The sequence below is a fragment of the Streptomyces sp. NPDC049915 genome, from assembly GCF_040656475.1.
In the GTDB taxonomy this organism is placed as follows: Bacteria; Actinomycetota; Actinomycetes; order Streptomycetales; family Streptomycetaceae; genus Streptomyces.
In genome coordinates, this window is the sequence record NZ_JBFAMH010000010.1 from 193,201 (window position 1) to 219,027 (window position 25,827).

The 25,827-nt window shown below is 72.8% G+C and carries 26 protein-coding genes, 2 pseudogenes and 1 riboswitch; of the genes and pseudogenes, 17 read left to right on the top strand and 11 right to left on the bottom strand.

Features of this window, described 5'->3' with window-relative positions; all coding sequences use genetic code 11:
• Window positions 1–7: 7 nt before the first annotated feature.
• Genes AB0J12_RS19700 through AB0J12_RS19710 form a run of 3 tightly spaced genes read right to left on the bottom strand, consistent with a single transcriptional unit; the run spans window position 8 to window position 2,349 of the window.
• Window positions 8–1,729, bottom strand: coding sequence for an urease subunit alpha (locus AB0J12_RS19700; RefSeq protein WP_363265585.1), 1,722 nt, complete (start codon window positions 1,727–1,729; stop codon window positions 8–10).
• Window positions 1,722–2,033 (bottom strand): urease subunit beta, encoded by a 312-nt coding sequence (locus AB0J12_RS19705; protein ID WP_363265586.1) that lies wholly within the window; start codon window positions 2,031–2,033, stop codon window positions 1,722–1,724. Before AB0J12_RS19705 ends, AB0J12_RS19700 begins: the two co-directional genes overlap by 8 nt.
• Window positions 2,034–2,046: 13 nt before the next feature.
• A complete protein-coding gene (locus tag AB0J12_RS19710; RefSeq protein ID WP_363265587.1) occupies window positions 2,047–2,349 on the bottom strand; it encodes an urease subunit gamma in 303 nt (100 codons plus the stop codon).
• A 300-nt stretch (window positions 2,350–2,649) separates the two neighbouring features.
• On the opposite strand from AB0J12_RS19710, the pseudogene AB0J12_RS19715 reads away from it, so the two are divergent.
• A pseudogene (locus AB0J12_RS19715) lies at window positions 2,650–2,864 on the top strand (hypothetical protein); the annotation flags it as partial.
• 326 nt (window positions 2,865–3,190) lie between these two features.
• A riboswitch (cyclic di-AMP (ydaO/yuaA leader) is annotated at window positions 3,191–3,402 on the top strand.
• A 3-nt stretch (window positions 3,403–3,405) separates the two neighbouring features.
• A complete protein-coding gene (locus AB0J12_RS19720) occupies window positions 3,406–3,879 on the top strand; it encodes a C40 family peptidase (protein ID WP_363265588.1) in 474 nt (157 codons plus the stop codon).
• Window positions 3,880–4,048: 169 nt separating this feature from the next.
• On the opposite strand, the gene AB0J12_RS19725 is transcribed toward AB0J12_RS19720, so the two are convergent.
• Window positions 4,049–4,522: an ATP-binding protein gene (locus tag AB0J12_RS19725; RefSeq protein ID WP_363265589.1), complete on the bottom strand. Its 474-nt coding sequence runs from the start codon at window positions 4,520–4,522 to the stop codon at window positions 4,049–4,051.
• A gap of 212 nt (window positions 4,523–4,734) precedes the next feature.
• On the opposite strand from AB0J12_RS19725, the gene AB0J12_RS19730 reads away from it, so the two are divergent.
• Together AB0J12_RS19730 and AB0J12_RS19735 are read left to right on the top strand one after the other, a co-directional pair.
• Entirely contained in the window at window positions 4,735–5,592 is an 858-nt protein-coding gene (locus tag AB0J12_RS19730) for a helix-turn-helix transcriptional regulator (protein ID WP_363265590.1), read from the top strand.
• Between the two features lie 9 nt (window positions 5,593–5,601).
• Window positions 5,602–5,832: a DUF397 domain-containing protein gene (locus AB0J12_RS19735; RefSeq protein ID WP_363265591.1), complete on the top strand. Its 231-nt coding sequence runs from the start codon at window positions 5,602–5,604 to the stop codon at window positions 5,830–5,832.
• 42 nt (window positions 5,833–5,874) lie between these two features.
• On the opposite strand, the gene AB0J12_RS19740 is transcribed toward AB0J12_RS19735, so the two are convergent.
• Complete coding sequence (locus tag AB0J12_RS19740; protein ID WP_363265592.1) at window positions 5,875–7,002, bottom strand: 8-amino-7-oxononanoate synthase; 1,128 nt, start codon at window positions 7,000–7,002, stop codon at window positions 5,875–5,877.
• Between the two features lie 147 nt (window positions 7,003–7,149).
• On the opposite strand from AB0J12_RS19740, the gene bioB reads away from it, so the two are divergent.
• The 4 genes from bioB to AB0J12_RS19760 all read left to right on the top strand — a co-directional run bounded on the left by bioB (window position 7,150) and on the right by AB0J12_RS19760 (window position 11,269).
• Window positions 7,150–8,379 carry a biotin synthase BioB gene (gene bioB / locus AB0J12_RS19745; protein WP_363265593.1) on the top strand — a complete coding sequence of 410 codons (1,230 nt, stop codon included), beginning with the start codon at window positions 7,150–7,152 and terminating at the stop codon, window positions 8,377–8,379.
• Window positions 8,372–9,652 carry an adenosylmethionine--8-amino-7-oxononanoate transaminase gene (locus AB0J12_RS19750; protein ID WP_363265594.1) on the top strand — a complete coding sequence of 427 codons (1,281 nt, stop codon included), beginning with the start codon at window positions 8,372–8,374 and terminating at the stop codon, window positions 9,650–9,652. Before bioB ends, AB0J12_RS19750 begins: the two co-directional genes overlap by 8 nt.
• Before the next feature lies 1 nt (window position 9,653).
• The gene (gene bioD / locus AB0J12_RS19755) at window positions 9,654–10,370 is read left to right on the top strand and encodes a dethiobiotin synthase (protein WP_363265595.1); all 717 of its coding nucleotides are present in this window, start codon (window positions 9,654–9,656) and stop codon (window positions 10,368–10,370) included.
• Between the two features lie 218 nt (window positions 10,371–10,588).
• Window positions 10,589–11,269, top strand: coding sequence for a class I SAM-dependent methyltransferase (locus AB0J12_RS19760; RefSeq protein ID WP_363265596.1), 681 nt, complete (start codon window positions 10,589–10,591; stop codon window positions 11,267–11,269).
• A gap of 1 nt (window position 11,270) precedes the next feature.
• Here AB0J12_RS19760 and AB0J12_RS19765 read toward each other — a convergent pair whose 3' ends face one another.
• The gene (locus AB0J12_RS19765; RefSeq protein WP_363265597.1) at window positions 11,271–11,645 is read right to left on the bottom strand and encodes a fic family toxin-antitoxin system, toxin component; all 375 of its coding nucleotides are present in this window, start codon (window positions 11,643–11,645) and stop codon (window positions 11,271–11,273) included.
• 4 nt (window positions 11,646–11,649) lie between these two features.
• A complete protein-coding gene (locus AB0J12_RS19770) occupies window positions 11,650–11,916 on the bottom strand; it encodes an antitoxin (protein ID WP_363265598.1) in 267 nt (88 codons plus the stop codon).
• A 152-nt stretch (window positions 11,917–12,068) separates the two neighbouring features.
• Between AB0J12_RS19770 and AB0J12_RS19775 the strand changes: the two genes are divergently transcribed.
• Both AB0J12_RS19775 and AB0J12_RS19780 read left to right on the top strand, forming a co-directional pair.
• Window positions 12,069–12,881: an ABC transporter ATP-binding protein gene (locus tag AB0J12_RS19775; protein ID WP_363265599.1), complete on the top strand. Its 813-nt coding sequence runs from the start codon at window positions 12,069–12,071 to the stop codon at window positions 12,879–12,881.
• Window positions 12,882–12,884: 3 nt separating this feature from the next.
• On the top strand, window positions 12,885–15,452 hold the full coding sequence (locus AB0J12_RS19780) for an ABC transporter permease (RefSeq protein ID WP_363265600.1): 2,568 nt from the start codon (window positions 12,885–12,887) through the stop codon (window positions 15,450–15,452).
• Between the two features lie 158 nt (window positions 15,453–15,610).
• On the opposite strand, the pseudogene AB0J12_RS19785 reads toward AB0J12_RS19780, so the two are convergent.
• A pseudogene (locus tag AB0J12_RS19785) lies at window positions 15,611–15,997 on the bottom strand (LLM class F420-dependent oxidoreductase); the annotation flags it as partial.
• A gap of 80 nt (window positions 15,998–16,077) precedes the next feature.
• On the opposite strand from AB0J12_RS19785, the gene AB0J12_RS19790 reads away from it, so the two are divergent.
• The 6 genes from AB0J12_RS19790 (at window position 16,078) to mug (ending at window position 22,331) form a co-directional block, all read left to right on the top strand.
• Window positions 16,078–16,503: a GNAT family N-acetyltransferase gene (locus AB0J12_RS19790; protein ID WP_363265601.1), complete on the top strand. Its 426-nt coding sequence runs from the start codon at window positions 16,078–16,080 to the stop codon at window positions 16,501–16,503.
• Window positions 16,504–16,654: 151 nt separating this feature from the next.
• Window positions 16,655–17,998 (top strand): hemolysin family protein, encoded by a 1,344-nt coding sequence (locus AB0J12_RS19795; protein WP_363265602.1) that lies wholly within the window; start codon window positions 16,655–16,657, stop codon window positions 17,996–17,998.
• A complete protein-coding gene (locus AB0J12_RS19800; protein ID WP_363265603.1) occupies window positions 17,995–19,008 on the top strand; it encodes a hemolysin family protein in 1,014 nt (337 codons plus the stop codon). Before AB0J12_RS19795 ends, AB0J12_RS19800 begins: the two co-directional genes overlap by 4 nt.
• 108 nt (window positions 19,009–19,116) lie before the next feature.
• Complete coding sequence (locus AB0J12_RS19805; protein WP_363265604.1) at window positions 19,117–19,899, top strand: SGNH/GDSL hydrolase family protein; 783 nt, start codon at window positions 19,117–19,119, stop codon at window positions 19,897–19,899.
• A 429-nt stretch (window positions 19,900–20,328) separates the two neighbouring features.
• Window positions 20,329–21,771 (top strand): adenylosuccinate lyase, encoded by a 1,443-nt coding sequence (purB, locus tag AB0J12_RS19810; protein WP_363265605.1) that lies wholly within the window; start codon window positions 20,329–20,331, stop codon window positions 21,769–21,771.
• A gap of 14 nt (window positions 21,772–21,785) precedes the next feature.
• Window positions 21,786–22,331: a G/U mismatch-specific DNA glycosylase gene (gene mug / locus AB0J12_RS19815; RefSeq protein WP_363265606.1), complete on the top strand. Its 546-nt coding sequence runs from the start codon at window positions 21,786–21,788 to the stop codon at window positions 22,329–22,331.
• A gap of 28 nt (window positions 22,332–22,359) precedes the next feature.
• On the opposite strand, the gene AB0J12_RS19820 is transcribed toward mug, so the two are convergent.
• The 3 genes from AB0J12_RS19820 to AB0J12_RS19830 form a co-directional block, all read right to left on the bottom strand.
• Window positions 22,360–22,806, bottom strand: coding sequence for a hypothetical protein (locus AB0J12_RS19820; RefSeq protein ID WP_363265607.1), 447 nt, complete (start codon window positions 22,804–22,806; stop codon window positions 22,360–22,362).
• A gap of 87 nt (window positions 22,807–22,893) precedes the next feature.
• Entirely contained in the window at window positions 22,894–23,616 is a 723-nt protein-coding gene (locus tag AB0J12_RS19825; RefSeq protein ID WP_363265608.1) for an ABC transporter permease, read from the bottom strand.
• Window positions 23,617–23,618: 2 nt separating this feature from the next.
• A complete protein-coding gene (locus tag AB0J12_RS19830; protein WP_363265609.1) occupies window positions 23,619–24,539 on the bottom strand; it encodes an ATP-binding cassette domain-containing protein in 921 nt (306 codons plus the stop codon).
• A 109-nt stretch (window positions 24,540–24,648) separates the two neighbouring features.
• Here AB0J12_RS19830 and AB0J12_RS19835 point away from each other — a divergent pair, with 109 nt between their 5' ends.
• Entirely contained in the window at window positions 24,649–25,818 is a 1,170-nt protein-coding gene (locus AB0J12_RS19835) for a histidine kinase (RefSeq protein WP_363265610.1), read from the top strand.
• The last annotated feature ends 9 nt before the right edge of the window (window positions 25,819–25,827 follow it).

Consider the following 25,827-nt stretch of genomic DNA (forward strand, 5'->3'; position numbering starts at 1 on the left):
GCGGCCGTCAGAAGAGGAAGTACCGCTGGGCCATGGGCAGTTCGGTGGCGGGTGTGGACTCCACCAGCTCGCCGTCGACGCGTACGGCGAAGCTGTCCGGGTCGATGTCCACGCGCGGGCGTGCGTCGTTGTTGCGCATGTCCGCCTTGGTCACGCCGCGGGTGGACTCGATCGCGGTGAACCGCTTGCCGAGGCCCAGCCGCTCCGGCAGCCCGTCCTCGAGGGCGAGCGGGGCGACGAAATTGACCGAGTTCGACGCCGGCGCCCGGCCGATCGCCCCGTACATCGGGCGGGGCAGGATGGGCTGCGGGGTGGGGATGGAGGCGTTGGCGTCGCCCATCTGCGCGTAGGCGATCTGACCGCCCTTGATCACGAGGAGCGGCTTGACGCCGAAGAACGCCGGCTCCCACAGCACCAGGTCGGCGAGCTTGCCGGTCTCCACGGACCCGATCTCGTGGGCCATGCCCTGGGCGAGCGCCGGGTTGATCGTGTACTTGGCGACATAGCGGCGTACCCGCTGGTTGTCGGCGCGGCCGTCGCCGGGCAGGGCGCCGCGGCGGCGCTTCATCACGTGCGCGGTCTGCCAGGTGCGCATGATCACCTCACCGACCCGGCCCATGGCCTGGGAGTCGGAGGAGATGATCGAGATCGCGCCCAGGTCGTGCAGAACGTCCTCGGCGCCGATGGTGGAGGGCCGGATCCGGGACTCGGCGAACGCCAGGTCCTCCGGGACGGCCGGGTTGAGGTGGTGACACACCATCAGCATGTCGAGGTGCTCCTCGACGGTGTTGACGGTGAACGGCCGGGTCGGGTTCGTCGAGCTGGGCAGCACGTGCGGCTCGGAGACGACCGTCATGATGTCCGGTGCGTGCCCGCCGCCCGCACCCTCGGTGTGGTACGAGTGGATGCCGCGCCCGGCGATCGCGGCGAGCGTGTCGCCGACGAAACCGGCCTCGTTGAGGGTGTCGGTGTGGATGGCGACCTGCACGCCGGTCATGTCCGCCACGGTCAGCGCGGCGTCGATGACGGCCGGGGTCGCGCCCCAGTCCTCGTGGATCTTCAGGCCCGCGGCGCCGCCGCGGATCTGGGACAGCATCGCCTCGTGCGAGACGGTGTTGCCCTTGCCGAGGAAGCCGACGTTGACGGGGTAGGCCTCCATCGCCTCGAACATGCGGGCGAGGTGCCAGGGTCCGGGCGTGACGGTGGTCGCCTTGGAGCCCTCGGCGGGTCCGGTGCCACCGCCGACGAGGGTGGTGATGCCGGAGGCGAGGGCCTCGTCGGCGACCTGGGGGCAGATGAAGTGCACGTGCGCGTCGATGGCGCCGGCGGTCAGGATGCGCCCGTTGCCCGCGATGACCTCGGTCTCGGGGCCGAGTACCAGGTCGGGGTGGACGCCGTCCATGGTGTCGGGGTTGCCGGCCTTGCCGATGCCGGTGACGCGGCCGTCGCGGATGCCGACGTCGGCCTTGATCACGCCCCAGTGGTCGACGATGACGACGCCGGTGATCACGGTGTCGGGGGTGCCGTCCGCGCGGGTCGCCCGGGACTGGCCCATGGACTCGCGGATGACCTTGCCGCCGCCGAAGACGGCCTCGTCGCCGGAGCGTCCGGGGCCGCCGGAGCGGTCCTCCTCGATCTCGATCAGCAGGTCGGTGTCGGCGAGCCGGATGCGGTCGCCGGTGGTCGGGCCGAACAGGTCGGCGTAGGCGCCGCGGGAGATCTCAGGCATCGAGGGCACCTCCGACCTGGCCGCGCAGGCCGGACACCACGCGGGCACCGGCGAGGGGGACGAGTTCGACGTCGGCCGGCAGACCCGGCTCGAAGCGCACGGCGGTGCCGGCGGCGACGTTCAGCCGCTTGCCGTGGGCGGCGGCACGGTCGAACTCCAGGCCGGGGTTGGCCTCGGCGAAGTGGTAGTGGGAGCCGACCTGGACGGGCCGGTCTGCCGCGTTGAGGACGGTCAGCCGGGTGACCTCGAGCCCTTCGTTGCACACGACGGGGTCCTCGGCGAAGAGGAACTCTCCGGGAATCATGGCGGGTCCCCCGTCAGATGATCGGCTCGTGGACGGTGACGAGCTTGGTCCCGTCCGGGAAGGTGGCCTCGACCTGCACGTCGTGGATCATCTCGGCGACGCCTTCCATGACGTCGTCCCGGGTGAGCAGCTTGCGTCCGGTGGCCATCAGCTCGGCGACGGTGCGGCCGTCCCGGGCGCCCTCGAGGATGTGGGAGGTGATGAGGGCGACCGCTTCGGGGTGGTTGAGCTTGAGGCCGCGGGCCCGGCGCTTGTCGGCCACATCGGCCGCCACATGGATGAGCAGTCTCTCCTGCTCGTGCGGGGTCAGTTGCACGTCCCACCTCACAGTCCTTGCTCCGGACCGTGCGGGGTCCGGCTGCCGCAGCCACCGCGACGGGACAGGTGTAACACACAGACAAATTTCCCGACCGCGCTCAATTGCGGGCAGAAAAGCCCCTGGTGGCGTGGGTCGGGAGGCTAGCCCGTCGGAGTTTCAACGACGTTAACCAGCCTTTGATGATCACATGACCGGCGGCAGACCGTCCCCATACCCGACGAGGACCGCCGGGTCAGTGGGCGCACTGCCGAGACGGACTGACCATCTGCTCCTGCGCGGACCCTCCGCCTCCCGCAGATCCTCGAGTCGCTCCCCGGTCCCGGCCTTCCGCCGCTGCCCGCCCTCACCCCAGCCGAGGGTGAGTTGACCGACCGTTACCTGGAGGTCGTCGACCTGCCCGGCGGATCAATTCGGCCTGCCCCGGCGACACCTACCGGGTGCTGCGGGCCGCGCGGGCGCTCGTCGGCAAGGCCGTGGCGCAGCGCGCCGTGCTGACGCTGACGCACCAGCGCACCGTGCCACCGCGGGACGGGAGTTGAGCAAGCCCCGAGCTGAGTTCAAACGGACCGAACGACGTACCCACTATCGGCCTATCCGCACGCCTTTTTTTCGGGGGGTCCGAGTTGCGCAACAGGCGGGACGAGAGGGCGGAATGAAGGGTTCCGCCGCTGGTCCGGGGCTCGCAGGACGAGTGGACTCCCCATCGAACACAGGCGTGTCCACCCGAACGGGTGAGTGGTGAGGAACACCACAAATACCCGGTTCCGTTGGGATTTTCGGACAGTTGTGGGCCAAGATCCCTGACTGACGACAAGCCCCCGCCACAACGGCGGGGCGATCCGGGCGGACGCCGAGTCCTGCCGCCGCCCGGATGACCGGTCGACAGGAGTGGATCGGCAGGAGTGGAGGACCCAAGCACGACGGGTCGCCGGAACGGTCATGCCACGACCGGGCCGAGCTGCCCTTGGGGTGAAGCCGCGTCAGCGGCCGGGCTACTTCGCCAGCCCGAATCCGACAGGTCATCCTTCACAGGCGGCTGACGAAGGGTTGCGCATGACTGCGCTCAATCGTGTCCCGTCGCTCATGGCCCGGGCCGGTACGGCTTCCGCCCTGACCATCGCCGCGATGGGCAGCTCGATCGTGGTCCCGGGCCTCGCCTCGGAGGCCGCCGCCGCGACGCCGGCGACCAAGGCGCTGCAGATCGCCGCGTCCAAGAAGGGCGCGCCGTACCAGTGGGGCGCCACCGGGCCGCGGCGGTTCGACTGCTCGGGACTCACGCTGTACTCGTTCAAGAAGGCCGGCAAGAAGCTGCCGCGGACGGCCGCCCAGCAGTACAACAGGACGCGCCACATCCCGGCCCGCAGCCGCAAGGCCGGAGACCTGGTGTTCTTCCACTCGGGGTCGAACGTCTACCACGTCGGCATCTACGCCGGGAAGAACAAGATCTGGCACGCCCCGAAGACGGGTGACGTGGTGCGCCTGCAGAAGATCTGGACCAGGAGTGTCTGGTACGGCCGGGTGAGCTGACCGGCCGGCCCTCCTCGGTCGTGCCGTCCGCCGGCGCGCCGTGGCTCAGCCGAGGAGGGCCGGCAGCGGCTCCCAGCCGTGCTCAGCGCGTTCCTGCCGCCCCGCCGGACGTCGACGACAGCCGCCCGGCGGGGCGGGGTTCCCAGGGCCGATGTGACGTGCCGTCGGCTCAGCAGGGATGTGGCTTCGGTTCCGCCTGGCCCGGTGAGGGGACCGGCTCGGGGGGAAGCGCCCAGGGCAGTTCGATGGCGACCGTCTTGCCGCCCTCGCGGGTGGGGCGGACGCGGAGTCTGCCGCCGCACTCGGCGGCCAGCCAGCGGATGATGACCATGCCGCGGCCGTTGTCCTGCTGGACGGCCGCAGGCAGCCGCTTGGGGAAGCGGGGGTGACTGTCGGTGACGCCGATCCGCAGCAGTTCGTCGCGGTCGAGGACGACGTCCACGGTGAACGTCGGGGATTGCCCGAACGTGTGCTGAACGGAGTTCGTGGCCAGTTCGGAGACGATCAACCGGATGCTGTCCGCCAGCTCCGCGTCCGACGGCAGACCCCATTCCGCCAGGGTGCCGGCCACGAAGCCGCGGGCCGCGGACACCGAGGCGGGATCGCTCGGCAGAGTGATGGATGCTTCCAGGTGGTCTGCCATGGCGACGTCGTCCCTTTCCCACGGGACCGCAGTCCGGCACGGAGCCGGTGGTTCGAGTACGGTCCCGGACTGGTGCTTCGCCGCCAGAGTGCCATCACCGCACCGCTCACGGAGGCGATCCACCAAGTTATGCATATATCTGTCGCTCGAAGCGGTGAACTCTGCCACGGCGGACCGTGTCCGGGCGGCTCGGACGGAGTAAGGAGGGGCGCATGCAGCATGGTCCCGCGGTGCGCCGCCGGAAGCTGGGCGCCGAATTACGCGCGCTGCGCGCCCGGGCGGGACTCACCAGCGGGGAGGCGGCCCGGCTGGTGGGCTGGCACCAGTCGAAAGTCAGCCGGATCGAGACCGGCTCGAGTGGCGCGAAACCGTCCGACGTGCGCTTACTGCTGGACGCGTACGGCGTCGACGACGACGAACTGCGTGACCTGCTGCTGGTGCTGGCGGGCTCCCAGATCGGCGGCCGGGAGCACTGGTGGCATGCCTACCGCGGGGTGCTGCCCCCCACGTACCGCGACTTCATCAGTCTGGAGTCGCAGGCCAGCGCGATGCGCACGCTGGAGACCTCGGTCGTGCCGGGGCTGCTGCAGACACCCGCCTACGCCCGCGCGGTGACCCGGGCGGCCGTCGGCGCGGTGGACGAGGAGCGGCTGGACGCGCTGGTGGAGGTGCGTCTGGCCCGCCAGGGCGTGCTGCACGCGCAGCCTCCGCTGAGGCTCAGCGCCGTGCTGGACGAAGCGGTGCTGCGCCGGGAGGTGGGCGGTCCGGAGGTGATGGCGCAGCAGTTGCGGCGGCTCCTTCAGGCGGCGCAACTGCCCCAGGTGCGGTTGCAGGTGCTGCCGTTCTCCGCGGGGGCGCATGTCGGCATCACCGGGCCTTTCGTTATTTTCTCATTTCCGAGCACTTCTGATCTGGACGTGGTTGTTCTCGACAACATGACGAGTAGCCTCTACCTCGAACGGAAAGAAGACCTCGGGGCCTACGCGGAGGCCTTCAACTCCCTTCGGATCCACGCCCTTTCCCCCGAGGACTCGTTGGATTTCATCGCCTCACTAGGTGACGGCGCGTAAGGAGGCACCATGACCGCACTGCCTCGGAACGTCTTTTCCAGTACCGATCTGCACGACGTGCGCTGGCAGCGCAGCAGCTACAGCACCGGAGCGAACAACTGCGTCGAAACGGCCCGGCCGGCCTCTGGGCCATGGGCCGGGCTGCTCGCCGTACGCGATTCCAAGGCCCCGGACGGGCCGGCGCTGCTCTTCTCCCCCGGGAGCTGGGCGACGTTCACGGCCGCCGTGCGCCGCGACTGAGCACGGCACACACCGGGCGAGGGCACGGCCGTGCACGCCGACTCATGGCCGCGTCTCGCCGATCACCTGCACAGCGCGTTCGATCTGATCCCCGGTCAGGTCCGCACGGGCGGTCAGCCTGAGCCGTGAGATGCCGTCGGGTACGGAAGGAGGTCGGAAGCAGCCCACGGCCAGGCCGGCCGTCCGGCAGTCGGCCGCCCAGCGCACGGCCAGCTCAGCGGACGGAGCGCGCACCGAGACCACGGCGGCGTCCGGCCGTACCGCCTGATGACCCGCGGCCGTCAGCCGGGCGTGCAGCTCGGCGGCCACCGTGCGCGCCCGCGCCGCCCGCTGCGGCTCGCGGCGCAGCAGCCGCAGGGCCGCGAGGGCGGCGCCCGCCGCGGCCGGGGCGAGTCCGGTGTCGAAGATGAAGGTCCGGGCCGCGTTGAGCAGATGCTCGATCACCCGCGCGGGCCCGAGCACGGCCCCGCCCTGGCTGCCGAGCGACTTCGACAGCGTCACCGTCACGACCACGTCGTCCGCCCCGGCGAGCCCCGCCGCGTGCGGCGCGCCGCGCCCGCCGTCGCCGAGGACACCCAGGCCGTGGGCGTCGTCGACCACCAGGCCCGCGCCGGACTCCCGGCACGCCGCGGCGAGCTCGGCCAGCGGCGCGGCGTCGCCGTCCACCGAGAACACGGTGTCCGACACGGCGATCGCGGTGCCCTCGTGCGTGCCGAGCGCCTTGCGTACGGCGTCCGGTTCGGCGTGCGCGACGACCTGGGTGGTGCCGCGGGCCAGCCGGCAGCCGTCGATGAGGGAGGCGTGGTTGCCCGCGTCGGAGACGATCAGCGAGCCGTGCGGTGCCAGCGCGGTGACCGCGGCGAGGTTGGCGGCGTAGCCGGAGGAGAAGACGAGGGCCGCCTCGAAGCCGCAGAACTCCGCGAGCTCGCGCTCCAGCTCCGTGTGCAGTTCGGTCGTGCCGGTGACCAGGCGGGAGCCGGTCGCGCCGCCGCCCCACGTCCGCGCGGCCCGTGCCGCGCCCTCGGTGACCTCCGGATGGCGGGCCAGACCCAGGTAGTCGTTGCTCGCCAGGTCCAGCAGCGGCGTGTCGGCGGGGCGGGGACGCAGGGTGCGCACAAGTCCCGCCCGGCGGCGCGCGTCCGCCTGCTCGTCGATCCAGCCGAACGCCATGGGTCCTCCGGGGATTTTGTAGGCAGTGGACAGACACTAGCGGGACACACCGCAGCTCAGGATGTGGCAATACCCACACCTCGAACGGCCTTGTTTGTGCGAACTCTCCTTGGCCTGACCTACCCCCGTAAGACAGGATCAGCTCCCATGGACCTGCTGAACACGCTGGTGGACAAGGGACTGCGGCGCGAGCTGCCGACCCGCGAGGAAGCCCTGGCCGTCCTCGCCACGACCGACGACGAACTGCTCGATGTGGTGGCCGCGGCCGGCAAGGTGCGCCGGCACTGGTTCGGCCGACGGGTGAAACTCAACTACCTGGTCAACCTCAAGTCCGGCCTGTGCCCCGAGGACTGCTCCTACTGTTCGCAGCGCCTGGGCTCCAAGGCCGACATCCTGAAGTACACCTGGCTCAAGCCCGACGAGGCCTCCCAGGCCGCCGCCGCGGGCCTGGCCGGCGGCGCCAAGCGGGTCTGCCTGGTGGCCAGCGGGCGCGGCCCGACCGACCGGGACGTGGACCGGGTCTCCGAGACCATCAAGACGATCAAGGAGCAGAACGAGGACGTCGAGGTGTGCGCCTGCCTCGGCCTGCTCTCCGACGGTCAGGCCGAGCGGCTGCGCGAGGCGGGCGCTGACGCCTACAACCACAACCTCAACACCTCCGAGGGCACGTACGCGGACATCACGACCACCCACACGTACGCCGACCGTGTCGACACGGTGACCAAGGCGCACGCGGCGGGCCTGTCGGCGTGCTCCGGCCTCATCGCCGGCATGGGCGAGAGCGACGAGGACCTGGTGGACGTGGTCTTCTCGCTGCGCGAGCTGGACCCGGACTCCGTTCCGGTGAACTTCCTGATCCCGTTCGAGGGCACCCCGCTGGCCAAGGAGTGGAACCTCACCCCGCAGCGCTGCCTGCGCATCCTGGCGATGGTCCGCTTCGTCTGCCCGGACGTGGAGGTCCGTATCGCGGGCGGCCGCGAGGTCCATCTGCGCACGATGCAGCCGCTGGCGCTGAACCTGGCCAACTCGATCTTCCTCGGCGACTACCTGACCAGCGAGGGCCAGGCCGGCAAGGCCGACCTGGAGATGATCGCGGACGCCGGGTTCGAGGTGGAGGGCGCCGGCGAGGTGACCCTGCCGGAGCACCGGGCGGGCACGGCCGGCGGCTGCGGGTCGCACGCGGCGGCGGGCGGCTGCGGGTCGCACGAGGGCGCGGAGGGCTGCGGCTCGCATGCTTCGGCCGGCGGCTGCGGGTCGCACGAAGGCGGCGGCGTCTGCGGTACGGCCGCCCCCGCGCCGGCGACGGGCGAGCCCCGCACGGACCTGGTCGCCGTGCGCCGGCGCGGCGCGGGCACGGACCTCGCGCCCAATGCCTGACCTGAGCGTGCCCGAGCTGCTGGAGCTCGACCGGCGGCATGTGTGGCACCCGTACGGCCCGATGCCCGGGCAGGTGGAACCGCTCGTCGTGGAGGCGGCGAGCGGGGTACGGCTGAAGCTCGCGGACGGCTCGGGTGAACTGGTCGACGGCATGTCGTCGTGGTGGTCGGCCATCCACGGCTACAACCACCCGGTGCTCAACGAGGCCGCGACCCGACAGCTGGGCCGGATGAGCCATGTGATGTTCGGCGGGCTCACGCACGAGCCCGCCGTGCGGCTCGCCAAGCTCCTTGTCGACATGTCGCCCGACGGCCTGGAACACGTCTTCCTCGCCGACTCCGGTTCGGTCTCGGTCGAGGTCGCGGCCAAGATGTGCCTGCAGTACTGGCGCTCGCTCGGCCGCCCGGAGAAGCACCGGCTGATGACGTGGCGGGGCGGCTACCACGGCGACACCTGGACGCCCATGTCGGTGTGCGACCCCGAGGGCGGCATGCACGAGCTGTGGTCCGGCGTCCTCCCGCGCCAGGTCTTCGCCGACGCACCGCCCGCCGGCTACGACGAGGCGTACGCCGGGCATCTGCGCTCGATGGTGGAGCGCCACGCCCATGAACTCGCCGCCGTCGTCGTCGAGCCGGTGGTGCAGGGCGCGGGCGGGATGCGGTTCCACTCCCCCGCCTATCTGCGGGTGCTGCGCGAAGCGTGCGACGCGCACGACGTGCTGCTGGTGTTCGACGAGATCGCGACCGGGTTCGGCCGCACGGGCGCGCTGTTCGCGGCCGGGCACGCGGCGGTGTCCCCGGACGTGATGTGCGTCGGCAAGGCGCTCACCGGCGGATATCTGACCATGGCGGCGACGCTGTGCACCGCGCGCGTGGCGGACGGGATCTCGCGGGGCGAGGTGCCGGTGCTGGCGCACGGGCCGACGTTCATGGGCAATCCGCTCGCCGCGTCCGTCGCCTGCGCCTCGATCGAGCTGCTGCTCGGGCAGGACTGGCTCGCCGAGGTCAAGCGGATCGAGGCCGGACTGCGTGAGGGGCTCGCGGCGGCCTCGGATCTGCCCGGCGTGACGGACGTGCGGGTCCTCGGCGCGATCGGGGTCGTCCAGCTGGACCACCCCGTGGACATGGCCGCCGCGACCCGCGCCGCGGTGCGCGAGGGCGTGTGGCTGCGGCCGTTCCGCGACCTGATCTACACGATGCCGCCGTACGTCACGTCGGACGCCGACGTGGCGCGGATCTGCCGCGCGGTGTGCGCGGCGGCTCGGGAGGGATGACATGCCGGTACTGATGATCACGGGCACGAACACGGACGTCGGCAAGACGGTGGCGACCGCGGCGGTGGCGACCGCGGCGCTCGCGGCCGGCCGCTCGGTGGCCGTGCTGAAGGCCGCGCAGACCGGGGTCGGCCCCGACGAGCACGGCGACGCCGACGAGGTGGCGCACCTCGCGGGCGCGGTGACGGTGGCCGAAGTCGCCCGCTACCCGGAGCCGTTGGCGCCGGCCACCGCAGCGCGGCGGGCCGGCCGTGCGCCGGTGCATCCGCAGGAGATCGCCGAGGTGGCGGCCAAGCTGGCCACCGAGCACGATCTCGTGCTGGTGGAGGGTGCGGGCGGGCTGCTGGTGCGGTTCGACGCGGCGGGCGGCACGCTCGCGGACGCGGCGGCGCTGCTGCGCGCGCCGGTGCTGCTCGTGGCCTCGCCGGCGCTCGGCACGCTGAACATCACGGAACTGAGCGCGCGGGAACTGCGGCGACGGGACGTGGAATTGCTCGGCGTGGTGATCGGCAGCTGGCCGCGCACACCCGACCTGGCCATGCGCTGCAATCTGGAGGACCTGCCGGTCGTGGCCGGCGCCCCCCTCCTCGGCGCCCTCCCGGAGCGCGCGGGCGCGTTGCCCCCGGCCGACTTCCGTACGGCTGCCCCCGGCTGGCTGGCTCCGCGCCTGGACGGCACGTGGGACGCGGAGGCGTTCCGGGTCCGCGAGGCGCCCTGACGGGCACGGACTGGGCGGACGCGGGGTCGCGGCGCGGGCGGAGATGGCCAGGGCCGCCTGACCGCGCCGGGACGCAACGGGTGCCCCCGGCCCGCCCCGCGTGTCCGGCGGGCGGCAGGTCAGGGCCGTACAACCGATGGGATCCGGTGCGGGAGGGGTGCGTCCGGCCGGGGCGGGGGAGAATCGGCGTAAGGCCCGTCCTGCCGAGGAGGTCTCCCATGCCGTTGCGAGCCGCCGGCTCCGGCAAGGCGCCACCGGACGCCGTCCACCATCCGCTGTTCGCCCGCTACTACGCCCGCGTCAGCGTCGCCATGGAATCCCGGGTCGGCATGGCCGGCATCCGCGGACGGCTGCTGGCCGGGCTGTCCGGGCGGGTGATCGAGGTCGGCGCGGGCAACGGGCTGAACTTCGCGCACTACCCGGCGACGGTCGCCGAGGTCGTCGCCATCGAACCGGAGCGCACGCTGCGGCAGTTGGCGCAGCAGGCGGCCCTGCGCGCCGAGGTGCCGGTCGACGTGGCGCCGGGCGCGGCGGAGGCGCTGCCGGTCAAGAGCGAGGCCTTCGACGCGGCGGTGGTCTCGCTGGTGCTGTGCAGCGTGCGGGACGTGCCGCGCGCGCTGGCCGAGGTACGGCGGGTGCTGCGCCCGGGCGGGATGGTCCGCTTCTTCGAGCACGGCGCCGGCGGCGGCACGGCGATGCGGTTGACCCAGCGGGTCCTGGACCGCACGGTGTGGCCCGCGCTGAACGGCGGCTGCCACGTCGCGCGCGACCCGGTGGCCGCCCTGCGCGCGGCCGGGTTCGAACTCGGCCCGTACCGGCAGGTGCTGATGCCGGAGGAGGGCCCGAGGCTGCCGCCGTCGTACTGCGTGCTGGGCACCGCGTGGCGGCCGGTGGAGTGACTCACGCGCTCCACTGCCGCAGCTCGCGAGCGATGTCGTCGACGGACGCCTCGCCGCTCTTGACCAGCCGGGCCAGTTCGCGCACCTGCTCGGGGGAGGTGACGACCTTCAGTCCGCTCGCGACCAGGTAGGCGTAGGCCACGGCGGAGGCGAACAGCGCGTTGGAGCGCTCCAGCGCGGGCACGTGGATCAGCAATTGCAGCAGGGCGGCGGCGCGCTCGTACGGGGTGTCGTAGACGGGGACGTCGAAGATCTCGGCCTGGTGGCGGGCGACGGCGGCGACCAGCGCGCCCCAGTCGGTGACCTGCGGGTCTCCCGGTGTCTGCTGCTCGGCGAGCATCAGCAGCCAGGCGAGATCGATGCGGAGGCGGCTCAACGGATCAGCTGCCGCCTTCCCGGGCCCCGTCCCGCGGGCCCTCCCGCCGCGCCCCGTCCCGGTCGGCGCCGAACTCCTCCGCGAACACCGACGCGTAGCTCTTCATGAAGTCGGCGGCGGCCTCCACGAAGGTGCGCCCCGCCTCACCGGCGTCCTGACGGACCAGTTCCTCGATGTAGCGGTTGACGCTCATCCCGCGGGCCAGCGCGCGCTCCCGGGCGGCGCGGGCGGTGTCCTCGTCCACCCGCACGTTCAGCTGGGTCTTCGCCATACCTCGACGCTAGCGCCAGGGTGCTAGCAGCCGCAAGGGCGCGCGGGAGACCGGCACGGTGTACAAGGTGTGCGCCGGGCCACACTACGCTCGGCCTGGGACGACCGCCCCGGGATCAACCGCCGGTCCCGGGCCGCCACGAGGAGGCAGCCGTGTCCAGAATTGCTGTGGAGCACCCGCCCGGCTCCGCCCCGGCCGACGTCGCCGCGGCCCGTGCCCGCGGGCTGACCAAGGCGTACGGGCAGGGCGAGGCGGCCGTGCTCGCCTTGGACGCGGTGGACGTGGACATCGCGCGGGGCCGCTTCACGGCGGTGATGGGCCCCTCGGGCTCCGGCAAGTCCACGCTGATGCACTGCCTGGCGGGGCTCGACACCGTCTCGGCCGGACAGGTGTGGCTCGGCGACACCGAGATCACGGGCTTGCGGGAGCGGGAGCTGACCCGGCTGCGGCGGGACCGGATCGGGTTCATGTTCCAGTCGTTCAACCTGATCCCGACGCTGAACGCGCTGGAGAACATCACTCTGCCGATGGACATCGCGGGCCGCCGGCCGGACCGGCAGTGGCTCGACCGGGTCGTGGACACCCTCGGTCTGCGCGACCGGCTCGGCCATCGCCCGGCCCAGCTCTCCGGCGGCCAGCAGCAGCGCGTCGCGTGTGCGCGGGCGCTGGTCTCCCGGCCGGAGCTGATCTTCGCGGACGAGCCGACCGGGAATCTCGACTCGCGGGCCGGCCTGGAGGTGCTGGGGTTCCTGCGGGAGGCCGTCGACTCCCTCGGCCAGACCGTCGTCATGGTCACCCACGACCCGGGTGCGGCCGCCCACTCCGACGTGGTGCTCTTTCTCGCCGACGGGCGGATCGTGGACCGGATGGAGCATCCGACGGCGGAGGCGGTGCTCGAGCGCATGAAGCGGTTCGACGTCCTGCGCGCCCAGGCCGACACCGCTCTTCCGGTCGAGGAGGCCTGATCCGTGCTCCGCGCCACCCTGCGCAGTTTCCTCGCCCACAAGGGCCGCCTGCTGCTGTCGGCGCTGGCGGTCGTGCTGTCCGTCGCGTTCGTCGCGGGCAGCCTGATCTTCTCCGACACGGTCACGCGCACCTTCGACCGGCTCTTCGCCTCCACCGCCGCCGACGTCACCGTGGCGCCGAAGGAGGACCTGCGCACCTCGGGGCCCAGCGGCGCGGTGCAGACCCTGCCCGCCTCGCTCGCCGCCCGCGCGGCGAAGGCTCCGGGGGCCGCTTCGGCGCACCCGGACGTGAGCGTGCAGAACATCACCGTCGTCGACAGCCGTCGGGAGTCCGTGAGTCCGACCACCGGCGCGCCCACCCTCGCGCGGGACTGGCACGTCACCGACCGCAGCCCGGTCCGGCTCACCTCCGGGCGCGCCCCGCACGGAGTGCACGAGGCGCTGCTGGACGCGGACACCGTCCGCAAGAAGCACGTGCGGATCGGCGACACGCTGACCGTGCTCGCGCAGCCGGGCACTTTCACGGTTCGCGTGGTCGGCATCGCCACGTTCACGACGACCAACCCCGGCTCGGCCCTGTTGTACCTCGACCCGGCACACGCGGCCCGGCTGCTGCTCGGGTCCGCCGACCGCGCCACCGCCATCTCCGTCACGGCGGCCCCTGGCGTGCGTGACACCGTGCTCAAGCGCCAGGTCGCGGCCGCGCTGGGTGGCGGGCCGTACACCGTGAAGACGGCCGGTGAGCAGGCGAAGTCGGCGGCGCAGCAGCTCGGCACCTTTCTGAAGGTCATCAAGTACGTCATGGTGGGCTTCGCCGGGATCGCCGTGCTGGTGGGCGTCTTCCTGATCGTCAACACCTTCTCGATGCTGATCGCCCAGCGCACCCGCGAACTGGGGCTGCTGCGCGCGCTGGGCGCAGACCGGCGGCAGGTGCGCCGTTCCGTGCTCACCGAGGCCGTCCTGCTCGGCCTGGTGGGCTCCACGCTGGGCCTGGCGGCCGGGATCGGACTCGCGGTGGGTCTGATCCACCTCATGGCCTCGTTCGGGATGAATCTGACGACGGCCGGGATGGCCATCGGCTGGGTGACCCCGGTGACGGCCTACGCCGTCGGGGTGGGGGTCACCTTCGTCGCCGCGTATCTCCCGGCCCGGCGGGCCTCCGCCGTCTCCCCGATGGCGGCGCTGCAGGACGCCGAGGTCGCCGGGGTGGGCCGGCCGCTGAAAGCCCGCGCGATCGCGGGGGCTGTGGTGGGCGCGCTGGGCGCGGCGGCGCTCGCTGGCTGCGCGGCGTCGTCCCGGACGGCGACGGCGGCCTCGCTGCTCGGTCTCGGTGTGGTCCTCACGCTGATCGCGACCGTCGTCGCGGGGCCGCTGCTGGTGCGCCCGGTGATCCGGGTGCTCGGCGCGGCCTTCCCGGCCGTGTTCGGTTCCGTCGGCCGGATGAGCCAGCGCAACGCCCTGCGCAACCCGCGCCGGACGGGGGCGACCGCGGCCGCCCTGATGGTCGGGCTCGCCCTGGTCGGCGGCCTGTCGGTGGCGAGCGCCTCGATGTCCCGTTCGTTCGACGAGCGGATCGACAAGACGCTCGGCGCCGACTTCGTGGTGCAGAGCGGCCGGTACACGGCGTTCTCCAAGGACGTCACCACTCAGGTGCGCGCCACGAAGGGCGTGGGCCTGGTCGTACGGCAGCGCTTCGCCCCGGTCGCCGTGCGGCTGCCGGACGGGCAGCGCGTCGTCTCGACGGCTTCGGGTTACGACCCGCGGCTCGACGACGTCGCCCACCTGACGTACGCCGCGGGCGGCACGGCGGGCGCGCTGGCCCCCGGCGGCATCGGCATGGACTCCGGGTTCGCGCGCGACCACGGCGTCCGGCTGGGCAGTGTGCTGCCGGTGGAGTTCCCGGGCGGGCGCAGCACCGAGCTGCGGGTCGGCGCGCTCACCGACCAGGAGGCGAGTGAGGGCTTCGGCATGCGCGGTGGGCTGTTCCTCGGGATCGGCACGGTGGAGCGGTACGTGCCCGGCGGCCAGGACGCGGCGCTGTACGTCAACGCCGCCCCCGGTACGGGCCCCGACGCGCTGCGCTCCCGGCTGGAGCGGTCGCTGGCGGCGTATCCGCAGGTGCAGGTACGCGACCAGGCCGATTACAAGAAGCTGGTGCACGACCAGATCGCGGTGCTGCTGTACCTCGTGTACGCGCTGCTGGGGCTGGCGATCGTCATCGCGGTGCTCGGTGTGGTGAACACGCTGGCGCTGTCGGTGGTGGAGCGCACCCGGGAGGTCGGGCTGCTGCGGGCGATCGGGCTGAGCCGGCGTCAGCTGCGGCGGATGATCCGCCTGGAGTCGGTGGTCATCGCGGTGTTCGGTGCGGTGCTGGGGCTCGGCCTTGGTCTCGTGTGGGGGCTGTGCATGCAGCGGGTGCTGGCCTTGCAGGGCATGAAGGCGCTGGCGGTCCCGTGGTCGACGATCGTCGCGGTGGTGGTCGGATCGGCGGTCGTCGGGGTCGTCGCGGCACTGCTCCCGGCGCTGCGTGCCTCACGCATGAATGTGCTGGCGGCGATCGCGCACGAGTGATGGGGCCGCGAAGTCCCTTGATACTGCGGAGCGTTCGTTTTCCCCGCCGGTTCCGCTCCGGTGTCGATCTGCTCGATCCGTCGTCCGCCGGTGAGCGGCGGGCGAAGTGCCGCCGCGCCGAGGAGTTCGGCTACGTGCTCCTCGTCGCCGATCAGCCGCTCCAGCAGCGGCCGGGCCGCCGCCTCCGGATCGCCGGGCGATCACGACGGACTGCATCAGCAGGTTCAGCTCCGGGGGCTCCTTGCGGCCGACTGTGAACGCGCGGTACCGCACCACCCGCTCGTCCAGCTCCCCCGCGCCGACCGGCCCCGGCCGCCCCGTCGTGCTGCCCGGCACGGTCCGCGCGCCCGTGAACGCCGCCACGCCGGCGTGCTCGGCGGTCAGCCGGAGCCGCCGGTCGCCGTTGCCACCGACGAGCAGCGGCCCCGTGACTGCTGCGCGGGCTCCGGCCGGTGCCCGGCGGAGCCCAGCAGCCGATCCAGCTCCTCCACCGTGCGCCACAGGTGGCGGTCCACCCGCTCGCGCGACGAGCCGAACGGCAGCCCCGTGTCTTGCCGCGCGCCCGGTGACCGTCCGGATCGTGGAATTCCGGGCCGGCGGGTGTCCCGTCTGATGTGATCGCCGTATGTCTGATCTTCGGATACGGGCCGCGGCGCCCGGGGACCTGGACACCGTGCTGGCCTTCTGGAAGACGGCCGCCGAGGGGACGAGCATCAGCGACGACCGGGAGGGAGTGGAGCGGCTCCTCGCCCGCGACGCCGAGGCGCTGATCCTGGCAGAGGAGGACGAGGAGCTGGTCGGCACGGTGATCGCGGGCTTCGACGGCTGGCGCTGTCATCTGTACCGGCTCGCCGTCCACCCCGAGCGGCGGCGCCGGGGCATCGGCTCGGCACTGCTGGCGGCGGCCGAGGAGCGGTTCACGGCGCTGGGCGGGCGGCGCGCGGACGCGATGGTACTGGTGCGCAACGAGACCGCCCAGCACGCCTGGAGCGCGGCCGGATACGGGCCGGAGGAACAGTGGCGGCGCTGGGTCAAGCCACTCCCCTCCTGAGCGTTTTTGCCCATCCTTTACTATTGGTGGACCACTCGGTCCACCATGAAAGGTCGTGAGCTCCGCCCATGGGCGAGCCCCCCAGTAGCCGACACAGCCGACATCGCGCGATCCTTCCTGCCCTGTCCGACCATGGGACGGAGGTGACCCGATGATCGAAGTGCTTCTGCTGCTCGTCGCCGTGCTGCTGTCACTCGCCTGCGGCGCCTTCGTCGCGGCCGAGTTCTCGCTGACCACGGTCGAACGCAGCGAGCTGGAGCGGGCCGTGGAGCGCGGCGAGCGGGGCGCCGCGGGCGCGCTGAAGGCCGTACGGAACCTCACCTTCCAGCTGTCCGGGGCCCAGCTCGGCATCACCGTCACCAACCTGGTCGTCGGCATGCTCGCCGAGCCCTCGATCGCCAAGCTGCTGGCCGGGCCGATGGAGAGTCTCGGCCTGTCCGCCGGGGCGGCGCGCTCGGTCGCGCTCGTGGTGGGCACGGCCCTGTCCACGGTGTTCCTCATGGTCGTCGGCGAGCTGGTGCCCAAGAACTGGGCGATCTCCGCGCCGCTGGCCATGGCCAAGCGGGTGGGGACCCCGCAGCGCTGGTTCAGCGCCGCGTTCCGCCCCTTCATCACCCACCTGAACAACACCGCCAACCGCGTGGTGCGCCGCTTCGGCATCGAGCCGGCCGAGGAGCTCGCCTCCGCGCGTGGCCCGCAGGAGCTGGCCGCGCTGGCCCGGCACTCCGCCAAGGCGGGCGCCCTGGAGCCTGACACCGCCGAGCTGTTCGTACGCACGCTCAACCTCGCCGACCTCACCGCGGAGAACGTCATGACCCCGCGCGTGCAGGTCATCGCCCTGGACGCGCAGGCGACCTGCCAGGACGTGGCGAACGCGACCCGGGCGACCGGCCTGTCCCGCTTCCCGGTCTACCGCGGCAGCCTCGACACGGTCGTCGGCACCGCCCACGTCAAAGACGTGCTGGCCGTCCCGGCCGACCGGCGCACGCGGGTGCCGGTGTCGGAGCTGATGCGCGAGCCGCTGCTCGTGCCCGAGTCGCTGACCGTGGACCGGCTGCTGGACCGGCTCTCCGGCAAGCGGACGATGGCCGTGGTCATCGACGAGTACGGCGGTACGGCGGGCGTGGCGACGCTGGAGGACATCGTCGAGGAGGTCGTCGGCGAGGTCCGCGACGAGCACGACCCGCACGAGACGCCCGACCTGGCCCCGGCCGGCACCGACGAGGACGGCCGCGCGGTGTTCTCCGCCGACGGCGCCGCCCGCGTCGACCAGCTGGCCCGGGTGGGTCTGAGGGCGCCGGACGGGCCGTACGAGACACTGGCCGGGCTGGTCGCCACCGAGCTGGGGCGCATACCGGCCGTCGGTGACGTCGTGCAGGTCGCCGGGTGGCGGATGGACGTGGTGGACGCCTCCGGGCGCAGGGCGGCGCGGGTGCTGCTGCACGCGCCGCTGGACGACGAGCAGCCGCACGGCCGGAAGGGGGTGCGGCGGTGACCGCGGTGCAGTTGCTGATCGGTCTGGCGACACTCGTCGTCAACGCCTTCTTCGTCGGCGCCGAGTTCGCGCTGATCTCGGTGCGGCGCTCACAGGTGGAACCGCACGCGGAGGCCGGCGACCGGCGCGCGCGCAGTGTGCTGTGGGGGCTGCAGCACGTCTCGGCGCTGATGGCCGCCGCCCAGCTCGGCATCACGCTGTGCACGCTGGTGCTGGGTGTGGTCGCCGAGCCGGCGATCGCGCATCTGCTGGAGCCGGTGTTCCACGCGGTGGGCGTGCCGCAGAGCGCCGGCCACGCGGTGTCCTTCGTGATCGCGCTGGCCCTCGCGACGTATCTGCACATGCTGCTCGGTGAGATGGTGCCGAAGAACATCGCCCTCGCCGAGCCGGTACGCAGCGCCCTGGTGCTCGGGCCGCCACTGGTGGCGGTGGCTCGGGCGCTGAAGCCGGTGATCTTCGCGGTCAACGCCTTCGCGAACGCGCTGCTGAAGCTGATGCGGGTCGAGACCAAGGACGAGGTGACGGCCAGCTTCTCGGACGCGGAGCTGGCGCAGATCGTCAAGGACGCCGGTGAGGCCGGTCTGCTCGACGACCGCGCCACGGAGCGGCTGCACGACGCGCTGGAGTTGGGCAGCCGCCCGGTGCGCGACGTGGTGATGCCGCTGGAACGGGTCGTCTACGCACACGTGGGCGTCACGCCGGAGCAGCTGGAAGGGCTGTCGGCCGAGTCCGGGTTCTCCCGCTTCCCGGTGGTGGACGAGGGACGGCGGATCGTCGGCTATCTGCACGTCAAGGACGCGCTGGACGCCTCGCCACGGGATCTGCCGTTCCGGCTGCGGGACATGCGGCCCATCGCGCGAGTGCGGGAGACGACGCCGCTGGACGACGTGCTCACCGCGATGCGGGGCAGCCGGACCCATCTGGCGGCGGTGCTGGGCGCGGACGGACGGCTGGCCGGGCTGGTGACGATGGAGGACGTCCTGCGGGAGCTGTTCGGGCAGCGGGCCTGACGCCCGGCCGTACGCGGCGCGGACACCGGTGACGCCGGAGCGGCGTCCCGGTGCGGCCGAGGGCGACCGACCGCTGGGTATGCCGCGCGGGTTACCATCGCTGACGCCATGGACACGAACCCCGCCTACACCAGCCTGGTCGCCGTCGGCGACTCCTTCACCGAGGGCATGTCGGACCTGCTGCCGGACGGCTCCTACCGCGGCTGGGCCGACCTCCTCGCGGCCCGGATGGCCGCCCGCACGCCCGGTTTCCGGTACGCCAACCTGGCCGTGCGCGGCAAGCTCATCGGGCAGATCGTCGAGGAACAGGTGCCCGTGGCGGCCGCGATGGACGCCGATGTGATCACACTGGTCGGCGGCCTCAACGACACACTGCGGCCCAAGTGCGACATGGGCCGGGTCAAGGGGCTGCTGACCGAGGCGGTGGAGCGCCTCGCGCCGTCCTGCAAGCAGCTCGTGCTGATGCACAGCCCCGGCCGGCAGGGCCCGGTGCTGGAGCGCTTCCGGCCGCGCATGGAGGAACTCTTCGTCTGCGTCGACGACCTGGCCGCGCGGCACGGCGCGCTGGTGGTCGACCTGTACGGGGCGCCCGGGCTGAGCGATCCGCGGATGTGGGACGTCGACCGACTGCACCTGACCGCCGAGGGGCACCGGCGGGTCGCGGAGGCGGTGTGGCAGGCCCTCGGCCACGAGGCGGAGGACGCCGACTGGCACGCCGCGCTGCCCACGGCGCTCCCGCCGAACTGGATCGCCCGCCGCATCGCCGACGCCCGCTTCACCCGGCAGCACCTGCTCCCGTGGATAGGCCGCCGCCTCACGGGCCGCTCCTCGGGCGACGGCCGCCCGCCGAAGCGCCCGGAACTGCTGCCGTACGACGAGTCGGGGGCGTAAGCGGGGCGGCTGCGCCGGGCTGGGGGCAGGGTACGTCGCCGGCTGTGACCGGATTGCCGGCTCACGGCCGGGTGGCTGCAGCGGGGCCGAGTCGCCGCGGCGTCTGTGCTGCCGCGTGTGGTGGTCTGCCGGGCGCGGGCCGGTGGGGGCTGATCGCGCAGTTCCCCACGCCCCTTTTCGGGTCGGCCATCGCATCCGGCACGCGGCGGCAGGCTCCCTGGGCGGTCCGCCCCTGGGTACCGGACGCCCGAACCCCCCGGCCCCCGACGTCCCACCTGACCTGGTCCCCAGCCGCGCACCATCCGTCGCAGCGGTCGGCCGGGGTGGCGGTCGCCGCGGCGGTCCGCGGCACGTGACCGGCGTCTCGTAGTTTCCGCCGATCGGTACCGCGGCGCTGGCCTGCAGGAATCGCCAGTAGACTCTGGACACGTGACTTCTGCGCCCGCCAAGCCCCGCATCCCCAACGTCCTCGCCGGACGCTACGCCTCCGCCGAGCTCGCCACGCTCTGGTCGCCCGAGCAGAAGGTGAAGCTGGAGCGTCAGCTCTGGCTCGCCGTGCTGCGCGCCCAGAAGGACCTCGGGATCGAGGTTCCGGACGAGGCGATCGCCGACTACGAGCGCGTTCTCGACACCGTCGACCTGGCCTCCATCGCCGAGCGCGAGAAGGTCACGCGGCACGACGTGAAGGCCCGTATCGAGGAGTTCAACGACCTCGCCGGGCACGAGCACGTACACAAGGGCATGACCTCCCGCGACCTCACCGAAAACGTCGAGCAGCTGCAGATCCGGCTCTCGCTGGGGCTGGTGCGCGACCGCACGGTGGCGGTGCTGGCGCGCCTCGGCAAGCTCGCGGGTGAGTACGGCGAGCTGGTCATGGCCGGCCGTTCCCACAACGTCGCCGCCCAGGCCACCACCCTCGGCAAGCGTTTCGCGACCGCCGCCGACGAGTTGCTGGTCGCCTACGGCCGCCTCGAGGAACTGCTCGGCCGCTACCCGCTGCGCGGCATCAAGGGCCCGGTCGGCACCGCGCAGGACATGCTGGACCTGCTCGGCGGTGACGCCGCGAAGCTGGCCGACCTGGAGAACCGGATCGCCCGGCACCTCGGCTTCTCGCAGGCCTTCACCTCCGTCGGCCAGGTCTACCCGCGCTCGCTGGACTACGAGGTCGCCACCGCGCTGGTGCAGCTGGCCGCCGCGCCGTCGTCGCTGGCCAAGACGATCCGCCTGATGGCCGGGCACGAACTGGTCACCGAGGGCTTCAAGCCGGGCCAGGTCGGCTCCTCCGCGATGCCGCACAAGATGAACACCCGCTCCTGCGAGCGCGTCAACGGCCTGATGGTGATCCTGCGCGGCTACGCCTCGATGACGGGCGAGCTGGCCGGTGACCAGTGGAACGAGGGCGACGTGTCCTGTTCCGTGGTGCGCCGCGTCGCGCTGCCGGACGCGTTCTTCGCGCTGGACGGCCTGCTGGAGACGTTCCTGACCGTCCTGGACGAGTTCGGCGCCTTCCCGGCGGTCGTGGCCCGCGAGCTGGACCGCTACCTGCCGTTCCTCGCCACCACCAAGGTACTGATGGGCGCGGTGCGCGCGGGCGTCGGCCGCGAGATGGCGCACGAGGCGATCAAGGAGAACGCCGTCGCCACCGCCCTGGCGATGCGCGAGCAGGGCGCGGACCGCAACGACCTGCTGGACAAGTTCGCCGCCGACGAGCGCCTGCCGCTCGACCGCGAGCAGCTCGCCGCGCTGATGGCGGACAAGCTGTCCTTCACCGGCGCCGCCGCCGACCAGGTCGCCACGATCGTCGGCCGCGTCGAGGAGATCGTCAAGCAGCACCCCGAGGCCGCGGGCTATACGCCCGGCGCGATCCTCTGACCCTGCGCCTCACGATGCCCCGTTTCACTCAGGCGGAGCTGGAGGCCGCCCGCGACCGCCCGGTACCGGACGTGGTCGCGGACGGCCTCCGCGTGCTCTTCTGCGGCATCAACCCCGGGCTGATGACCGCCGCGACGGGCCATCACTTCGCCCGCCCCGGCAACCGCTTCTGGCCCGTTCTGCACCTGTCCGGCTTCACTCCCCGGCTGCTCATGCCCGCCGAGCAGCACGAACTGCCGGGGTACGGACTCGGCATCACCAACGTGGTCGCCCGGCCGACGGCACGCGCCGACGAACTGAGCGCCGAGGAGTACCGGGAGGGCGGCCTGCTGCTGAGGGCCAAGGTCGAGCGGCTGCGGCCACGCTGGCTGGCCGTCGTCGGCATCACCGCCTACCGGGCCGCCTTCGCCGACCGTACGGCGCAGGTGGGACCGCAGGAGCGCGCGATCGGGGACACCCGTGTGTGGGTGCTGCCGAATCCGAGCGGGCTGAACGCGCACTGGACCGTGACGACCATGGCGGAGGAGTTCGCCCGGCTGCGGCGGGCCGCCGAGCAGTAGCCGGTAGCCGCCCGGCGCGCCCGGCCGGTCAGGGCGGGTCGATCTCGGTGACGACGGCGATCAGTTGGATCTCGTCGTGTGCGTCCCGGTCGGCCACCGCCAGGGCGACCCAGCGGCCGGTCTCGTCCGGGTCCCACAGGTCCAGTTCGTCCACCCGGACGCTGACCGTGGCCCAGGGCTCCGGTATCTCCTCCCCCCGCGCGGCCCGCACCCGCAGGCCCTGCATGCCCAGGGGCAGCGGATGCGCGCCGTCGCGCCGGTCCAGCTCCCGGGCCACACGGTCCTTCAGGGCGTGGAAGTCCGCGGCCGTCGGCGCCCGCTCCGCCGGGTCGCCCTCCCGCAGCCCGTGGCTGGTCATCAACTCCGCTATGAAGTAGCCCGGCCCGGCCGCGCCCACGTCCGTCCGGCCGCGCTGTCCGGGAAACACCCGGCAGCGCAGCCGGTCGATCACGGCGAGATGCTGCGCGCTGTCCATGTGACCCAGTAAAGCGGCCCCCAGTGACAATTGGCGGGGTGTCAGCGTGCGGCCCGGCTCGGACACCGTGCGCAGGGCTGTGCGGTCTCAGGCGTCACGGCGCAGCAGGCTCCAGGCGCCCGCTCCCAGCGCGGCCGACACCCAGGCGGCGGTCACCGCGAGTCCGGGCCACGGGCCGAGCAGCCCGCCGGAACTGTGGTGCAGCACGGCCTGACCGGCGCGGTCCGGCAGGAAGTCGGCGACGCCGCCGGACATGTCGCCGATGACGAAGGAGACGATGAGCAGGAACGGGACGAGGATGCTCAGCGTCGCCACGCCGCTGCGCAGCACCGCGGTGAGCCCGGTCGCGAAGAGGGCCATGAGCATCAGATAGATCCCGCAGCCCACGACAGCGCGCAGCTGTTCACCGGCGGACAGCCCTGCCGCCTTGTCGCCCAGGGCGGCCCGGCCCACCGCCAGGGTGACCAGGCCGCTGACCAGGCCGACGGCCAGCGCGGGCGCGGCCACCGCCGTCGCCTTCGCGGCGAACCAGCGGCCCCGGCGCGGTACGGCGGCCAGGGAGACGCGGAGCGCGCCGCCCTGGAACTCCGCCGCCATGGCCGTCGTACCGAAGGCGATGGCCGCGATCTGGCCGAAGCTGACGCCGAAGAAGGCCGAGAAGAGGGGGTCGAAGTCCGCACCGCCGGTGTCCAGGGCGGCGAGCGCGGAGAAGACGGCGGTGGCGGCCAGGACCGCGCCCAGGCTCGCGAGCTGTGAGCGCAGCGTCCGGATCTTGATCCACTCGGCGTGCAGGGCGGGGATGAATCCCATGGTCAGGCCTCCTGACGGGGTGCGGTGAACTCGGCTTCGGCCGCGGTGAGATCGAGGTAGGCCTGCTCCAGCGTGCCCTCCTCGGCGGCCAGTTCGAGGAGGGGTACGCCCGCCGCGGACGCGATCCGGCCGATGTCCTCCACGCGCGCGTGCGGCACGCTCCACGCCCCGTCGTCCGTCTCGGCGGCGTCGTGGCCGTGCCGGGCGAGCGCCTCCTTCAGCGCGACGCCGTCCGTGGTGCGCACCCGGACGCGGGGCTGGACGCGCGCGTCGATGAAGGCGCGCATCGGCAGGTCGGCGAGCAGCCGTCCGCGGCCGAGGACCAGGAGGTGATCGGCGAAGGACGCCGTCTCGTTCATCAGATGACTGGAGACCAGGACCGTGCGCCCCTCGGCGGCGAGCCGACGGAGCAGTCGGCGGATCCAGACGATGCCCTCGGGGTCGAGGCCGTTGGCGGGCTCGTCGAGCATCACCACGGGCGGATCACCGAGCAGCGCGGCCGCGATGCCGAGGCGCTGACGCATGCCCAGCGAGTACGTTCTCACCCTGCGGTGCGCGACCGGGGCGAGCCCGGCCTCCTCCAGCACCTGCTCGACCCGGCGCGATGCGATGCGGTTGCTCGCGGCGAGGGCGAGCAGGTGGGCGCGGGCGGTGCGGGAGCCGTGCGCGGACTGCGCGTCCAGCAGCGCGCCGACCTCGCGGAGCGGTTCGCCGAGCGTGGCGTAGGCACGGCCGCCGACGGTCGCGGCGCCGGCGGTCGGCCGGTCCAGGCCGAGGACGAGCCGCATGGTGGTGGACTTGCCGGCGCCGTTGGGGCCGAGGAAGCCGGTCACGCGGCCGGGTTCGACGCGGAAGGTGAGGTCGTCGACGGCGCGCCGGGAGCCGTACTCCTTGGTGAGGTCGTGGACGTCGATGCGGGTCATGTCCCTCACCCTGACGGACCGTCGGGGTCCGGCTCCTCCCCCGCCGGTGGAGATCGTCTCCCCCGTGCGAGGGAGGTGCGTTGTCAGTGGTGGCTGGCACGATGGCGTCATGATCCGCTGGTTGCGCCCGTTCGCACGGGCGGTCACGTACACACGGTGGCTGCATCTGTTCGTGGCCGTCGTGTGGCCGGCGATGTGGCTGTTCATCGACGAGGCCTGGTGGGCGCCGGCCACGGCGGCCGTGGTGCTGGGCCTGTCCGGGCTGCTCCCCGTCATGCGGACCGTGGAGGGCTTCCAGGCCCGGCTGTTGCTGCTCGGCGGCCGCCAGGACGGCAGAACGCCGGTGATCGTCACCGAGCCGGCGAAGACGTGGGGCGACCGCGGGCGGATCGTGCTCTGGCTGGAGGCCCGGCTGCTGCTGGGCGCCCTGGTCTCCCAGCTGACCTTCCAACTGCCCCTCACCACCGCGGACCTGGTCCGGGCCGCGCTGGGCGGGCGGCCGGACAGCGGCGGTTGGATGCCCGTGACCGGCCATCACTGGTGGTACGCCGTCCTCGCGCCGCTGCCGCTGATTCTGCTGGCGGCGGTCGTCCTGGCCGGCGGCGAGTTGATCACCCGTGTCGCCCTGCGGCTGCTCGGGCCCTCCCCCGCCGAGCGGCTCGCCGCGCTGGAGGAGCGCACCGAACAACTGCTGGAGCGCAACCGCATAGCCCGCGAGCTGCACGACTCGATCGGGCACGCGCTGACCGTGGCGGTCGTCCAGGCGGGCGCGGCCCGGGCGGCGGGCGATCCGGAGTTCACCGACCGGGCGCTGGCCGCGATCGAGGACACCGGCCGGGCGGCGCTGGAGGACCTGGAGCGGGTGCTCGGTGTGCTGCGGGAGGCGGAGCGGCCGGTGAGCAGCCGGCCGACGCTCGCCGACGCCGGGCGGCTGCTGGAGTCCGCGCGGGCGTCCGGCGCCGAGGTCGACGCCGAGCTGAGCGGCCCTCTGGAGACGGTGCCCGGCCCGATTTCCCGCGAGGGCTACCGCATGTTGCAGGAGTCCCTGACCAACGTGCTGCGCCACGCCGGGTCGGTGCCGGTGCGGGTGAGGGTCGCCGCGGACGGGGCGCGGCTACTGCTGGAGGTGCGCAATCCGCTGCCCGGCGAGATACCGGGGCCCGGCCGGGGCAGCGGGTTGCGCGGCATCCGTGAGCGTGCGGCCCTCCTCGGCGGCCGGGCCCGCACGGGCCCCGACGGCGTCGACTGGCAGGTGCACGTCGAGTTGCCGGTGGGGTGATCTAGGCTG

Bases quoted from the DNA above. Each gene is read 5' to 3' on its own strand.
- AB0J12_RS19750 (WP_363265594.1), top strand. From the start codon at position 8,372: ATGCCTGACCTGAGCGTGCCCGAGCTGCTGGAGCTCGACCGGCGGCAT.
- AB0J12_RS19830 (WP_363265609.1), bottom strand. From the start codon at position 24,539: ATGACCCGCATCGACGTCCACGACCTCACCAAGGAGTACGGCTCCCGG.
- AB0J12_RS19760 (WP_363265596.1), top strand. From the start codon at position 10,589: ATGCCGTTGCGAGCCGCCGGCTCCGGCAAGGCGCCACCGGACGCCGTC.
- AB0J12_RS19825 (WP_363265608.1), bottom strand. From the start codon at position 23,616: ATGGGATTCATCCCCGCCCTGCACGCCGAGTGGATCAAGATCCGGACG.
- AB0J12_RS19720 (WP_363265588.1), top strand. From the start codon at position 3,406: ATGACTGCGCTCAATCGTGTCCCGTCGCTCATGGCCCGGGCCGGTACG.
- bioD (WP_363265595.1), top strand. From the start codon at position 9,654: ATGCCGGTACTGATGATCACGGGCACGAACACGGACGTCGGCAAGACG.
- AB0J12_RS19835 (WP_363265610.1), top strand. From the start codon at position 24,649: ATGATCCGCTGGTTGCGCCCGTTCGCACGGGCGGTCACGTACACACGG.
- AB0J12_RS19790 (WP_363265601.1), top strand. From the start codon at position 16,078: ATGTCTGATCTTCGGATACGGGCCGCGGCGCCCGGGGACCTGGACACC.
- AB0J12_RS19735 (WP_363265591.1), top strand. From the start codon at position 5,602: ATGACCGCACTGCCTCGGAACGTCTTTTCCAGTACCGATCTGCACGAC.
- mug (WP_363265606.1), top strand. From the start codon at position 21,786: ATGCCCCGTTTCACTCAGGCGGAGCTGGAGGCCGCCCGCGACCGCCCG.
- AB0J12_RS19805 (WP_363265604.1), top strand. From the start codon at position 19,117: ATGGACACGAACCCCGCCTACACCAGCCTGGTCGCCGTCGGCGACTCC.
- AB0J12_RS19795 (WP_363265602.1), top strand. From the start codon at position 16,655: ATGATCGAAGTGCTTCTGCTGCTCGTCGCCGTGCTGCTGTCACTCGCC.
- bioB (WP_363265593.1), top strand. From the start codon at position 7,150: ATGGACCTGCTGAACACGCTGGTGGACAAGGGACTGCGGCGCGAGCTG.
- AB0J12_RS19700 (WP_363265585.1), bottom strand. From the start codon at position 1,729: ATGCCTGAGATCTCCCGCGGCGCCTACGCCGACCTGTTCGGCCCGACC.
- AB0J12_RS19730 (WP_363265590.1), top strand. From the start codon at position 4,735: ATGCAGCATGGTCCCGCGGTGCGCCGCCGGAAGCTGGGCGCCGAATTA.
- AB0J12_RS19770 (WP_363265598.1), bottom strand. From the start codon at position 11,916: ATGGCGAAGACCCAGCTGAACGTGCGGGTGGACGAGGACACCGCCCGC.
- AB0J12_RS19820 (WP_363265607.1), bottom strand. From the start codon at position 22,806: ATGGACAGCGCGCAGCATCTCGCCGTGATCGACCGGCTGCGCTGCCGG.
- AB0J12_RS19725 (WP_363265589.1), bottom strand. From the start codon at position 4,522: ATGGCAGACCACCTGGAAGCATCCATCACTCTGCCGAGCGATCCCGCC.
- AB0J12_RS19705 (WP_363265586.1), bottom strand. From the start codon at position 2,033: ATGATTCCCGGAGAGTTCCTCTTCGCCGAGGACCCCGTCGTGTGCAAC.
- AB0J12_RS19740 (WP_363265592.1), bottom strand. From the start codon at position 7,002: ATGGCGTTCGGCTGGATCGACGAGCAGGCGGACGCGCGCCGCCGGGCG.